The sequence below is a fragment of the Proteus sp. MB838 genome, assembly GCF_054767435.1.
In genome coordinates, this window is sequence record NZ_BAABMO010000009.1 from 99600 (window position 1) to 113052 (window position 13453).

The following is a 13453-nucleotide window of genomic DNA, read 5'->3' on the forward strand; positions in this document are numbered from 1 at the left end:
ATACTTATTTTCTATTCCCTTCGCTCAATGTGGCAGGTATTTACTGAGTGATACTGGAGACAAATATGGATCTTGGTAAACGAAAATTCTTACAACAATTAGGGGTCCTTACCGCAGGTGCTTCACTGGTTCCTCTCTCTCAAGCAGGCATTAAACTATCCCCAGAGCGCCGTGAAGGCTCAGAGGATAAACGTTATGGCATGCTGATCGATCTGCGTCGTTGTGTTGGGTGTCAATCTTGTACAGTGAGCTGTACGATTGAAAACCAAACGCCACAAGGACAATTTAGGACGACAGTAAACCAATATCAAGTTGCTATCAAGGGGCAAGAGGGAATAACGAACGTCTTACTCCCTAGATTATGTAACCATTGTGACGAGCCTCCGTGTGTACCTGTTTGCCCTGTTCAAGCAACATTTCAACGCAAAGACGGGATTGTCGTGATTGATAATGAACGTTGTGTAGGTTGTGCTTATTGTGTGCAAGCATGTCCTTATGATGCCCGTTTTATCAACCATTCCACTCAGACAGCCGATAAATGTACTTTTTGTGCTCATCGCCTAGAAGTTGGGTTATTACCTGCCTGTGTTGAATCTTGTGTGGGGGGCGCTCGTATTATCGGTGATATGAAAGATCCACACAGCACAATAAGTAAAATGATCCGCGAGCATGAACATGAATTAAAAGTACTTAAACCAGAAAGTGGCACCTTGCCACAAGTTTTTTATCTTGGTTTAGATGATGCATTTGTGCAGCCATTAGTTGGACAAGGGCAACCCGCATTATGGCAGGAGGTTCACTCATGATTTCATCCGTTTCGCAAATTCAAGAAGTGATAGCGATCCCCCAAGAATACTTTTGGTTACCTTGGGCAGTGCAATATTTCTTTTTTATCGGCATTGCGTGTTGCGCAACACTTTATGCATGCTGGCAATGTTGGAAAGGGCGTACAGGTAATCCTCGTTTAGAAGCTGTTGCGGTTTTTATTGCTGTTACGGCGGGGATCACCGCCCCTTTAGCATTAACCGCTGATCTCCATCAAACCGCACGTGTTTGGCATTTTTATGCTTATCCAACACCTTGGTCGTGGATGGCATGGGGATCACTATTACTGCCACTCTTCTCTGCATTTAGTATTTTGTACTTTATTGCCATGGTCGTGCGTTTAGTGTGGAAACGTGAATATAAGTTAACGCGTTGGGTTGCTTTAGCCTGCGCCTTAACCTCGATAGGTTTATTGCTCTATACCGGCCGTGAAGCTTCTATTTTAAAAGCAAGACCGGTGCTTTATACCTACTGGCTGCCGATATTACTGTTTTTTAGTGCCATGCAAGTATTGCCTACGCTATTAGCATTAGGTACGCGACGAGAGCCTGTGTATCAGCGTGAACTGGCTATGTGGTTTATCGGATCTTTAATGTTACTTGCTGTATGTACAGGTTTTTGGATTGCGGGGGATACTATTTCAGGACAAGCCATTAGGCAACAATTGACAATAGGAAGTTTAGGCTGGTGGAGTGCGATAGGGGTTATTACCTTATGGATAGTGTCTGTTGCTATGGGCGGATTAATGGCAAAACAGGCACGCTCAGTGGCATTTATTACTGTAATGGCTTTTATTTCAATGGGATTAGCGTGGGTATTACGTTGGCTAATGTTAATGGGAAGCCAATATATTCCCAAATATAACATTATTACCAATCCTTATCAGTTCCCGCTGGGTAATGATGGATTATTAGCGATTGTTGGAACATTTGGGCTTTGGATAGCGTTAACCATTATATTCAGAGAAAGTATTCGTTGGGTTGTCAGGAGAGTACAGCATGGCTAAGTTTACAAGACGTCAATGGCTTAAAGGTGGATTGGTTATCGGTGGTATTGCCGCATTTGCTGCCAGTTATCGCGATGTTGCTAAGCGTGCTGTCGACGGTCTCGTTGATGGGACTTCTGGTAAGGTTACTTTGGATAGGATCAACGGTAACTCTTTATTACCAGAAGGTAAAATCACGGCGAAAGCGAATTGGCAACCTAATACCAATCAAGCTGTTTGTATGACTCAGTGCTTTGGTTGTTGGACTCAGTGCGGTGTGCGTGCGAGAGTCGATCGTAACAATAATCAAGTATTACGTATTGCAGGAAATCCTTATCACCCATTATCTCAGGATATCCATTTTGGTTATAACATGCCAATAAAAGAAGCCTTTGAAAAAATGGGGGGCGAAAGTGGTTTAGCTAACCGCTCTACGGCTTGTGCTCGTGGTGCGACGATGATGGAAAGCCTCGATAGTCCTACTCGTATTCTTGAACCCATGAAACGAGTGGGTAAACGAGGTGAGGGGAAATGGCAACGAATTAGCTTTGAGCAACTGATCAAAGAAGTGGTTGAGGGGGGCGATTTATTTGGTGAAGGACATGTTGATGGCTTACGTGCTATCCGCGATTTAGCAACACCCATTGATCCTAAACAGCCAGCCCTAGGACCTAAAGCAAATCAGTTATTAGTTACTAATGCTGGGGATGATGGCCGAGATAGTTTTATTCGTCGCTTTGCACAAAATGCCTTTGGTAGTAAAAATTTTGGTGCTCATGGCTCTTATTGTGGATTAGCGTATCGTGCCGGCTCCGGTGCATTAATGAATGATCTGGATAAAAACGCTCATGTGAAGCCTGATTGGGATCATGTTGAATTTGCACTATTTTTAGGTACCTCACCTGCGCAATCAGGTAATCCATTTAAACGCCAAGGTCGCCAATTAGCGAATGCGCGTATTCGTGGTTCGTTTAACTATGTAGTTGTGGCACCTGCTTTGCCATTAACCACCACGTTAGCGAATGATCATGGTCATTGGGTACCCGTACAACCGGGAACAGATGCTGCTTTAGTGATGGGTATGATCCGCTGGATCATTGAAAACAAACGCTATAATGCTGAGTATTTATCGGTGCCCAGTGAAGTGTCGATGAATAATGTTGGAGAGCGAAGCTGGACTAATGCGACACATTTAGTCATTAGTGATGAAAATCATCCACTGTCAGGGCAGATGTTAACCGCCGCGCATCTTGAGGATATTGCCGATGATGGCGAAGCGCAAAATATGGTTATAGCCCTTAATGGACAGCTTACAGCAGCGACGCAAGTAGACAGAGCACAGCTTTTTGTTACTCAAAAAGTGACATTAAAAACAGGTATTGAGGTTACAGTAAAATCAAGTTTCCAATTATTAACTGAAGCTGCAAGTCGCATGTCATTGGCGGAGTATAGTGAACGTTGTAAAGTACCTGAAAGCACTATTGTTGCCTTAGCGCGTGAATTTACTGACTACGGACGAAAAGCTGCGGTTATCTCACATGGTGGCATGATGGGGGGAAATGGTTTCTATACGGCGTGGAGTGTCATCATGCTAAACGCTTTAATTGGAAATCTAAACCTGAAAGGGGGAGTATCTGTCGGTGGAGGTAAATTTAATGGTGCGATAGATGGCCCTCGTTACAACATGGATAGCTTTAAAGGCAAAATTAAGCCTAAAGGAATGGTGCTATCGCGCAGTAAAGCGGCCTATGAACAATCTGATGAATATCGTGAACGGATCGCGAAAGGGGAGTCTCCTTATCCTGCTAAAGCACCGTGGTATCCGTTTGCCGCAGGGCAATTAACAGAGCAACTGGGATCGGCATTAGCGGGTTATCCTTATTCATTAAAAGCATGGATAACCAATATGACGAACCCGCTATACGGTATTGCAGGTATTCGCCAAGTTATGGAAGCGCGTCTTAAAGATCCACAGCATCTACCATTGATTATTGGTATCGATGCTTTTATGAATGAGACCACTGCACAGGCGGACTATATTGTGCCTGATACGCATAACTTTGAAAGTTGGGGATTTAGTGCGCCGTGGTCTGGTGTACAAGTCAAAGCCAGTACGGCACGTTGGCCGATTGTAGAGCCTCGTGTGGCGAAAACAGCCGATGGTCAACCTATATCAATGGAAACTTTCTGCATTGCGGTTGCTAAAGCATTAGACTTACCCGGTTTTGGTGAAAATGCGCTAGAAGATAAAGATGGGCATTTCCACGCAATTAATAGTGCTGAAGATTATTATCTGCGTGTAGCGGCTAATATTGCCTTTATGGGCGAACAGCCTGTAGCACCTGCCAGCCATGAAGATATTTTATTAAGTGGTGTCGATCGTATTCTTCCTGCTATTACTGCCACTTTAAAAGAAGAAGAAGTCCTAAGGGTGGCGAATATTTATACTCGTGGTGGGCGTTTTGCCCCTTATGATAAAGCATGGAATGGTGATGCGACAGGCCCGCAATGGAAGAAACCATTACAGATCTGGAATGAAAATGTAGCGAAGAATCATCATGCTATTACCGGTGAGCGATATAGTGGTTGCCCAACTTATTATCCACCGCGTTTATCTGACGGTAGCGATATACATCAACATTTTCCACAAGAGCAATGGCCATTAAAACTGATGTCCTTTAAATCTCATGTGGTAAGTAGCTCAACGGGCATGATCCAACGTTTAAGAATGGTAAAACCAAGCAATTTAGTCGCGATTAATCCGCTAGATGGTAAAAAATGGGGGATCAAGCATGGTGATAAAGTGCGCATAGTGACCCCTGGTGGAGAGGTTGAGGCTGAAATTAGTTTATTAGAGGGGGTTATGCCTGGAGTGTTAGCGATTGAACATGGTTATGGACATAAAGAGCTAGGCTCACGTCAACACTATTTAGATGGGCAACCATTAGCTATGGATAAAGCAATAGGTAGTGGTATTAACTTAAACGACTTAGGCTTTGCTGATCCAACACGAGAAATAACGAATACTTGGTTAGATTGGGTTTCTGGTGCCTCTGTACGTCAAGGATTACCGGCAAAGATTGAGCGTATCGCCTAATAGTATGTAGCAATAGTGTCTTTTTGTTGTTGATGACTCTATTGGTGCTCACTTCACTCTAGGATAGCTGTAAGAGTGAAGTGAGTCATGCTATGACATATTGTGCTTATTAATATGTTTAGTGTCATATTGAATATGAAGAAGATTTTTTATGTTATAAAACGTTGCTCTTAGGTGATTAAATATTTTTAATTTTTGATATGTTCACCCATATTTATAATCCTATTATAGAGTTCAATGTTAAGTAATAGGAATTTGTTATTCCTCCAATTAATTAAACTATTAGCTTCATGATTTTATTTCATAAAATATATCAATCATTAAACGATAAGTTTGTATTTATTTCTCATAGATATATTTTAATATATTATATATAAAGAAGAGTTCAATTCTATTTTTTACATTTATTTTTTCAGTAATATGTCTTTTATGCGAATAAACGGTGCTATTGCTAATTTTTAATTTTTTGGCAATTTGATAGTTAGGCAACTCTCCCATCCAGTAATTTATGATTTTTTGTTCTTGTATGCTAAATATTGAGCAAAGAGAATGTTTATAAGTGGGGAAAAAAACTTGGCAACGAGAAGTTAATGTTGATGTTCTCTCTAATACCCAAGGTAGTACTCGTTTAGCAAGGATAAAACAGTTATTTGTCAAGGCGATAGGTCTATCTTTGTCCGGATAGTTGGCATCAATATAGAGGTATAAACGACACTCTTGAGTCAGTGAAAAGAAATATTGTAAGTGCTGACAATGTGCCACTTCACGACAATATTTAGTGAGATCAATAAAAATAATATCAGGCATAGAGTTATTAATATAATGATTAGCTTCTTCAATAGAAGACATATCAATAATTTCATGCCTTACATTTTTTTTTAAGAAGAAATGCCGAATACCATTACGAGTAAAGTAACACTCATCAATAATTAATATTTTCACTAATAACTTCCTTGTGATATCTATTTTCAAGTTATTAAAATAAAGATAACATAGTTTTATGTCAATTCGGGTTATATATCATTTTGTGAAAGATATATCGAATAAAAAGAAAATTATAATAACTTAATTAAATATAAATTAATTTATAATAATAACTAATTAAAAAAAACAGTATGAAAAATTAAAATGTTAGGGATAGATAATAGAGATAAACGAAATAAAAATGAAAGGTGATTATAACAATAAAAACGAGACAGGAGTACGAAAGTACTCCTGCTTGGTGTCTTAATGCTTTTCTCGAACTTATCTTTTTATCAATGCTTGGTGTTGTCTGATACAAAATCTTCAGATGATTCAATTTTATCAATACCTGCTTGAAGAATATAAATCAACTGTTTTGCTACATCAGTAGTAAGCCAAAGTGTTTTATCAACCACTGCATTGTCTGGATGGTGTTCGTTTTCAGGAAGATAATGTAAACGTAGCATCATCGCATCATAGATATCTACAGTGCTAATATCCCAGCCTACAACAGGATGTGTTTGAATAACTTCATTTTTTCTACTCATAATACCTCCTAATCATACAACCGGTTTTGACTAAGAGAGAAGCCCCCACTAAGTGGTTACTTTCCAGTATACGAAATTTGGCGCAATAAAAAAGCTAAATTTTGATGAAAAATGAAAAAGTACAACGAGGAATAGCAAAAAATATGCACCATAACTATCCCAGATAAGGGGTTATATGGTGCATAAAGAGAAGATATCAAGTCACTAATTGATTAATCGACACTAATATCCCAATGAATATCTTCATTTGCTAAGAAGGGGATTAATGCTTCATCACCACTCATAATTTTTGCAGGTGCAGTAACAGATTTTTCCGTTAAGGTAATAGAGCCTTCATTAACCGGTAAACCATAAAAACGTGGGCCATTGAGTGAACAGAAGGCTTCAAAGTGAGAAAGGGCATTGAGCTCTTTAAATACGCTAGCATAAGCTGCTAAAGCGGTGGGGGCGTTAAACACGCCAGCGCATCCACAAGATGATTCTTTGCGATGTTGTAAATGAGGTGCGGAGTCAGTACCTAAGAAGAAACGCGAATGGCCTGATGCAACGGCTTGCCTTAATGCCTCTTGGTGTACATTACGCTTAAGGATAGGTAAACAGTACAAATGCGGTTTCACACCACCGACAAGCATATGATTACGGTTAAACATTAAGTGTTGTGGTGTAATAGTTGCACCAAGAAATTCATTTCCCTCTAAGACATACTGTGCCGCTTCTTTGGTGGTGATATGTTCAAAAACAATTTTTAAGGCAGGAAATTGTTTGCGAACGGGAGCCATCGCGTTATCAATAAAACGAGCTTCTTTATCAAAAATATCGATATCTGATGCAGTAACTTCCCCATGAATAAGCAATGGCATACCTATTTTTTCCATCACACTAAGAATAGGATAGATTTTATTGATATCGGAAACACCATGACTAGAATTTGTCGTCGCATTGGCAGGATAAAGTTTACAAGCAGTAAATACGCCTTGTAAAAAACCTTGTTCAACTTCTGATGGCAGAGTGCTATCCGTTAAATAGCAGGTCATTAATGGTTCGAATTTATCGCCACTTGGAATAGCTGCTTTTATGCGATCACGATAACGACGGGCGGCTTCAATGGTGGTGATCGGGGGAACAAGATTTGGCATTACGATAGCTCTGCCAAAATAACGACTGGTATAAGGAACAACGGTTTTTAGCATGTCATCATCACGAAAGTGAACATGCCAATCATCAGGACGGCGAATAGTGAGGGTGATAGGTTGTGCAGTGGTCATATACCGGCTCCGTGTGTCTTAGGAAAATCGAAAGATCAACGATTGGATTGGACTGGATAGTCAAGCCGGAAATGAATAGTAATACGAAAACGATTAAATAGCTACCTTTTAATGGTATTTTTTTATTGTGTGTGAGGGAAAACAGAGAATAAAATCAAATAGTTACGAGGGTAATACTAATAGAAATGGCTCCTCCAACTGGACTCGAACCAGTGACATACGGATTAACAGTCCGCCGTTCTACCGACTGAACTATGGAGGAACATCATTAAGTGGCGTGTATCATATAGTGGTAAAATTGAGATGTCAAAGGCCAATCGTAGATATTTGTTTAAATGGATAGATAAACAGCAAGTTGCATCAATTATCAGCGAATAATGAACAAGATAATGAAAAAGATGCCGGGATTTATAGGATGAAACAGAGAAAAATTTATTTTTCAGTATGCTCAGTGTGAGATGCTATCGGTTAAAAAGCAAAAAGCCCGCATAAAGCGGGCTTCTCTAAATTTGGCTCCTCCAACTGGACTCGAACCAGTGACATACGGATTAACAGTCCGCCGTTCTACCGACTGAACTATGGAGGAATTGTGTTCCCTTGAGAACGAGGTGAATAATAGCGAGAGAGAGGGCAGTTGTAAAGTAAAAAAAATAAAATAATAGCTTAAGTGGTTAAAAAATAACTGATTTATGTGTTTTATCTAAAATTATACCTATTTGGGCACAGTATATATACTGTGTTGATATTCTTACCGCCCTAAAAAGCCACATTCTGCCATATCATAAGTAAGAAAAGAGTCACTTAAAGATCATTTTGCAGCAGTGTCTTAAAATTAGACAATGAATAAAAGTGATAAATATAAGAAAAGAAATAATGGGCATTAAAAAAGCAAAAAGCCCGCATAAAGCGGGCTTTTCTAAATTTGGCTCCTCCAACTGGACTCGAACCAGTGACATACGGATTAACAGTCCGCCGTTCTACCGACTGAACTATGGAGGAATTGTGTTCTCTTGAGAACGAGGCGCATAATAGCGATGATATATTAGGGTGTCAACGTTAAAAAATAGATTAATTAACTGTTTGATTGGTTTATGGACAATATGGCTAAAAAATGATTAAGGTTCTCCGTGTTGTGTGCAATAACACGGAGAATTTCTCATAGTATTAGACTTGGGGTGATAATTTTTCTGACGAAATCGGTTTGGTGATGGGATCGAATGCGATTAGATACACGTCATAAAAGTGTATCTCTTGTTTTGTGCGTATAATGTCATTGATGTCTTCTTTTATTTGCGCTGGGATAGCCGGGTGCTGGCGTATCTCATTAATCGCTTCATCAGATAATTTTTCAAAAGTATACCATTCACCGTTATAGCAAACTCTAAGGTCAAGAACGCCGATATCATCAAACTTATAAATAGGTTTGATATCAAATAGCAGTATTCCTGCCATCACAATAAACATCAAAGTGAAAAGAGTCAGCGAAATGACCCCAAAGTAAGGAGAGTAAATAAGCAAAGCGGCCAGTAATAAATATGACAACACCATACTGACGCAAAGCCAAATATGATTTTTTAAAAATTGGCTATTAAAGTGTGGTTTGCCATCACGCTTTTCTGCGGCATTAATACGTGCTAAATCACGCTCTAAAATGTCTTTTAATACATTCATTGTAAATACCTTAAAAGATGAATGTTGCAAATTTGTTTCTTAAGAATAGATTATCATGGAGACAGGATCAGCAGATAGAACAGTTTTTTTAAATTCGACGCTTAACTGTTATTGTTAGTCTCTTAAGACTATTCCTACTTGCTGTTAATAATTGCTATAAAATATCAAATAAATTTTATACACAGTGACAAAAATAGAGGCGAATTTGTATTTTTTATGTGCAATTTGCATTTTTTTAATCTTTCAATGCATAAAACTATTGCTATTAACCCTGTCTCATGCGTTAATGAGTAAGGCCTAAATACAGACCTGATTTATGATTGACATTCTAAGTTAATGAGTTTTAAACAGCATCGCTTTTTGACCGTTTTCTTCATGTGTGCCCATAAGTTATAGGTAGTTCAGGCCAGTAGATGCCGAGAAGGCAACGTTTTATTGATATATAGGAAAGTCACATGTCTGACAAAATGAAAGGTCAAGTTAAGTGGTTCAACGAGTCTAAAGGCTTTGGTTTTATTACTCCAGCAGACGGAAGCAAAGACGTATTCGTTCACTTTTCTGCCATTCAAGGTAACGGTTTCAAAACTCTGGCTGAAGGTCAGAACGTAGAATTCACAATTGAAAACGGTGCAAAAGGTCCAGCAGCTGCTAACGTAACAGCTCTGTAATAAAAGCCTTTTAAAAATTTTCTTCAAGCCTGTCACCTTCTGGTGGCAGGCTTTTTCTTTATGGGTAAAATAAAAAGAAGGTAATGAGAATTTTTATCAGGAGTAAAAATGAACGTTAATGATCATGTTGTAGTAAAAACGGACGGCTGTGAAGATCGTCAAGGAACCATTTTACTGATTGAAGAATTTAATGAAGGCATTATGTACTTGGTTTCACTGCCTGAATATCCGAATGGTATTTGGTTTTTTAATGAAAAAGAAGGTGGTGAAGGCACTTTTGTTCGACCAGTACAACAAAAATGATTGGTTTAGGAAGCGTTCATTTACATTGTGCAATGGTCTATTTATACTACCAGCCAAATTTTGACGAAGAGAAAACAGATGGATACGCAAAGTAGTAAATTAATGCAAAAAATAAATAGGTAAGCCGTTTTCTCCGCTAAAACTGCTTACCTATCGGTGGGCAGTGCACTTCTTGAACCTCGTTTTACATAGAATCGCACTAACCTTGAGATGCTCTTATTACTAAGAGGTGATTTTATGTGCTATGTTTTTTTCTCCTTATTTCCTCCTCCTAGATTGCTGTAGCCAAAGATCCGTTGTTGTATTACTTCATTAGCCGTATAACGGCGTGTTTTTTTTAGCCATTGTTTATGGAGGAAATTAAAATGGCTATGACTCCTTATATCTTAAATTTGGTTGTTGCAATGTGTCTTGGTGCTTTGATTGGTGCCGAAAGACAATGGCGTCAAAGAATGGCAGGACTTCGCACCAATGCTTTAGTGGCGACCGGTGCTGCGGTATTTATCTTAAGCTCCATTGAAACTTCACCCGATAGCCCAGGACGGATTGCTGCACAAGTGGTTTCTGGTATTGGTTTTTTAGGCGCAGGGGTGATTATGCGCGAAGGAATGAATATTCGAGGTCTTAATACCGCGGCGACACTTTGGTGCTCTGCGGGCATTGGTGTGTTATGTGGACTTGGACTCTATCGACTTGCTACCGTAGCGACATTGCTTATTCTTTGTGCCAATATTCTATTACGGGAAGCGGCTCAACGAATAAATGCCCAACCGCAATATCAAGCGACAGATATTGAACAACGCTATTCTATTCGTATTGTTTGTGATACCCACGATGAAGTTTTGGTAAGAACACTTATTTTGCAAGCCATAAATGGTTTACACGTGAGATTACAATCGTTAAGTAGCGCAGATACACCAATGCCTAGTCAATTAGAAGTTTGTGCTGAAGTGTTGGCTACTCCAGCTGAGCAAAAAGAGATAGAAGCCATTGTTTGCAGGATAAGTTTAGAAAAAAGTGTCAGTGCAATTAATTGGAAAATTGCTTCTGAGCATCCTGCTTAATACTTTATGGATATAAAATATAATACTTTGTGAGTATAAATAGAGGTTATCCCCACAGCAATAGAGCTTGTTAATGTGTTTTATAAGAATAGTGGGGATAATATCAACAAAAGTAGAATATAAAACAATAACTGAAAACGAGGGAATTTAGCTTATTTTAAACGCTATTTAATACAGTTTAGCATTATAAATAATAGAAAATTAACTAAGTATTAATACTGGTGGTTAAAGGTAACCTATTTCATATGTGTAATTATTCATTGTGAAACTATGTTTATGGCTGAATAAGATCGATAACATGTATCATCAATCTTTGTTTAGATGAAAGAATAAAGTTATCTATAATAAAAAACCATTTATCAATGGAAACTTATTTTAAATCAAAAAACGCATTTTAAAATTATGTTAAGCCGAGTAGGCGGGTAGGCTTTCCTACTAAAAACCCATTTGATGAGTCTATTAATTGTCCTAGCACACAAAATCGTTACTAAAGGGCTTAAGACAAGATGCATTTACTTACATGCCTCTATTGAAAACTTTGGTGTCGTACATATCACTCGATGATATTCTCAAACAATTTCAATATATTCGATGAATTATTTATCATTATTCTTTATTTGACGATCGTTAACCTACTGCTTTTTGAGAAATATTTTTGATAAAAGTGCACTTAAAGCAAGTCAGGGGAGGAGAAAAGTTGTGTAGATGACACCGCAGGGGGCTACAGTAAAGCTGATGAATGGGGGGAAGTGTTGATTGTTGATACATATCATTAGGATATAAATTCTTTTTTGTAAACAAGCTGTAGGGGAAATGCTACCAATAAGTAATCTTATTATACTGGTTGAAAAAACATACTAATCTATTTATTGTATAAAATATCTATTTCAATATTACATTATTTATATCTTTATCAAGAAGATGAGTCTGACTTATAGAAGAAAAAAATCATCGAATAACGAAATAAATGCACCATTGTAATTTCTATTAGAAATAATTAGAGGCTTATTTTTCGTATTATATCATGATACAAAAATGATTAAAAAGATTAAGTAAAAGTACGGGGAAAAGAAAATACTAAAGGTTAGCGAGAATCAAAAAGAGCATGGTCGATAAAAGGCTAATCGACTTCTAAACTATTGCTCATGTTATTGGGCGTTGTTACGTAAATAATTATAGTTGATGGTGACAGAAAGATGGCTAACAATATTTTTATCTTATTTGTTACATAAAAATGAGATCGTTGAGTAATGAGTTGCGTAACTGAGGTTATTTGTTTTTATGATAAAAAATAGTGATAAATAACTATTTTGAATAAATTTGTTATATCAATCTGCTTATTGTGTGTTGTCTGTCAAAAAGTTATTTCCCACCAATTCTACTCTTTATTTGAGTAATGTTGATGATAATCAATATCACAATAAATAAAAATGATAAAAATAAGTTTGCTTTTTTGTTTAAAAAAGCAGTCTTTTTATCAATACCTTTCTTAGAAGAACCCATCATCTCTTTTGTTAAGCATTGATATTAGCTGATTAGCGCTAAGAAATGGCTAAGGCTACTCTTCTCAAACCATCGGAAAACATGCTTAAAAAAAGACAAATAAAAATAAAAAACGTATTATTTTTGGTCGTAAATTAAGCTATCTTATCTGTCATATATAAAAAAAGTAACATTTGCTATTTTACAGTTTATTAATGATGATGATTGAGTAGGCAATAAGAGGTTATTTTGATCAAAAATAGTTGTTAATATTGACATTGGATAAATGATTTATACAAATGTTAATATTTAGGTGGTGAGCGTTAAAGCAGGATAGGGATTGATCAAATTGCAAATGAGTAAGTTGGAATTTCCATTCTAAATTTTCTATGTCTCAATCATTTTGAAAGAAGAGATCGGTAAAACTTTTTTGCTGAAAATGAAATAGTTATTTCATTTGTAGTCTATTTTTATCAGAATAACGGATAAGAAATAAAAAAATCACACTGATTATTTATAATAAATTAATTATTTATTATTTTAATAAAATCAATCTGTTTTTTTTACTTATTGATACTATGT

At 37.4% G+C, this 13453-nt stretch carries 10 protein-coding genes and 3 tRNA genes; 6 read left to right on the forward strand and 7 right to left on the reverse strand.

The window, feature by feature from the left end; all coding sequences use genetic code 11:
* The first annotated feature begins 65 nt into the window (after positions 1 to 65).
* The 3 genes from ttrB to ttrA are packed head-to-tail and all read left to right on the forward strand — an operon-like array spanning position 66 to position 4907.
* Entirely contained in the window at positions 66 to 806 is a 741-nt protein-coding gene (gene ttrB, locus ACYUCW_RS06085) for a tetrathionate reductase subunit TtrB (RefSeq protein ID WP_004243581.1), read from the forward strand.
* Positions 803 to 1831, forward strand: coding sequence for a tetrathionate reductase subunit TtrC (ttrC, locus tag ACYUCW_RS06090; protein ID WP_104731699.1), 1029 nt, complete (start codon positions 803 to 805; stop codon positions 1829 to 1831). The genes ttrB and ttrC overlap by 4 nt, the downstream gene beginning before the upstream one ends.
* Positions 1824 to 4907, forward strand: coding sequence for a tetrathionate reductase subunit TtrA (gene ttrA / locus ACYUCW_RS06095; RefSeq protein WP_163748563.1), 3084 nt, complete (start codon positions 1824 to 1826; stop codon positions 4905 to 4907). The genes ttrC and ttrA overlap by 8 nt, the downstream gene beginning before the upstream one ends.
* A gap of 339 nt (positions 4908 to 5246) precedes the next feature.
* Here the strand turns inward: ttrA and ACYUCW_RS06100 are convergent, their stop codons facing one another.
* From ACYUCW_RS06100 to ACYUCW_RS06130, 7 genes are all read right to left on the reverse strand, one after another.
* Positions 5247 to 5849 (reverse strand): response regulator transcription factor, encoded by a 603-nt coding sequence (locus ACYUCW_RS06100; RefSeq protein WP_004243578.1) that lies wholly within the window; start codon positions 5847 to 5849, stop codon positions 5247 to 5249.
* Positions 5850 to 6163: 314 nt separating this feature from the next.
* Positions 6164 to 6418: a biofilm formation regulator BssS gene (bssS, locus tag ACYUCW_RS06105; protein ID WP_004248355.1), complete on the reverse strand. Its 255-nt coding sequence runs from the start codon at positions 6416 to 6418 to the stop codon at positions 6164 to 6166.
* 212 nt (positions 6419 to 6630) lie between these two features.
* Positions 6631 to 7683 (reverse strand): dihydroorotase, encoded by a 1053-nt coding sequence (gene pyrC, locus ACYUCW_RS06110; protein WP_460408278.1) that lies wholly within the window; start codon positions 7681 to 7683, stop codon positions 6631 to 6633.
* 186 nt (positions 7684 to 7869) lie between these two features.
* Positions 7870 to 7945, reverse strand: a tRNA-Asn gene (locus ACYUCW_RS06115).
* A 248-nt stretch (positions 7946 to 8193) separates the two neighbouring features.
* Positions 8194 to 8269 (reverse strand) — tRNA-Asn (locus ACYUCW_RS06120).
* A gap of 337 nt (positions 8270 to 8606) precedes the next feature.
* Positions 8607 to 8682 (reverse strand) — tRNA-Asn (locus ACYUCW_RS06125).
* A gap of 165 nt (positions 8683 to 8847) precedes the next feature.
* A complete protein-coding gene (locus ACYUCW_RS06130) occupies positions 8848 to 9354 on the reverse strand; it encodes a YlaC family protein (protein ID WP_004243574.1) in 507 nt (168 codons plus the stop codon).
* 455 nt (positions 9355 to 9809) lie between these two features.
* Between ACYUCW_RS06130 and cspE the strand changes: the two genes are divergently transcribed.
* The 3 genes from cspE (at position 9810) to ACYUCW_RS06145 (ending at position 11389) form a co-directional block, all read left to right on the forward strand.
* Positions 9810 to 10022, forward strand: a complete 213-nt coding sequence (cspE, locus tag ACYUCW_RS06135; RefSeq protein WP_004243573.1) for a transcription antiterminator/RNA stability regulator CspE — start codon at positions 9810 to 9812, stop codon at positions 10020 to 10022.
* 108 nt (positions 10023 to 10130) lie between these two features.
* The gene (gene dsrB / locus ACYUCW_RS06140; RefSeq protein ID WP_004243572.1) at positions 10131 to 10325 is read left to right on the forward strand and encodes a protein DsrB; all 195 of its coding nucleotides are present in this window, start codon (positions 10131 to 10133) and stop codon (positions 10323 to 10325) included.
* A gap of 365 nt (positions 10326 to 10690) precedes the next feature.
* Positions 10691 to 11389: an MgtC family protein gene (locus ACYUCW_RS06145; RefSeq protein WP_151252885.1), complete on the forward strand. Its 699-nt coding sequence runs from the start codon at positions 10691 to 10693 to the stop codon at positions 11387 to 11389.
* Positions 11390 to 13453 lie beyond the last annotated feature (2064 nt).

Coding starts and splice junctions, on each gene's coding strand:
- ttrA (WP_163748563.1), top strand. CDS start 1,824: ATGGCTAAGTTTACAAGACGTCAATGGCTTAAAGGTGGATTGGTTATC.
- ttrC (WP_104731699.1), top strand. CDS start 803: ATGATTTCATCCGTTTCGCAAATTCAAGAAGTGATAGCGATCCCCCAA.
- ACYUCW_RS06145 (WP_151252885.1), top strand. CDS start 10,691: ATGGCTATGACTCCTTATATCTTAAATTTGGTTGTTGCAATGTGTCTT.
- bssS (WP_004248355.1), bottom strand. CDS start 6,418: ATGAGTAGAAAAAATGAAGTTATTCAAACACATCCTGTTGTAGGCTGG.
- pyrC (WP_460408278.1), bottom strand. CDS start 7,683: ATGACCACTGCACAACCTATCACCCTCACTATTCGCCGTCCTGATGAT.
- cspE (WP_004243573.1), top strand. CDS start 9,810: ATGTCTGACAAAATGAAAGGTCAAGTTAAGTGGTTCAACGAGTCTAAA.
- ACYUCW_RS06130 (WP_004243574.1), bottom strand. CDS start 9,354: ATGAATGTATTAAAAGACATTTTAGAGCGTGATTTAGCACGTATTAAT.
- ttrB (WP_004243581.1), top strand. CDS start 66: ATGGATCTTGGTAAACGAAAATTCTTACAACAATTAGGGGTCCTTACC.
- dsrB (WP_004243572.1), top strand. CDS start 10,131: ATGAACGTTAATGATCATGTTGTAGTAAAAACGGACGGCTGTGAAGAT.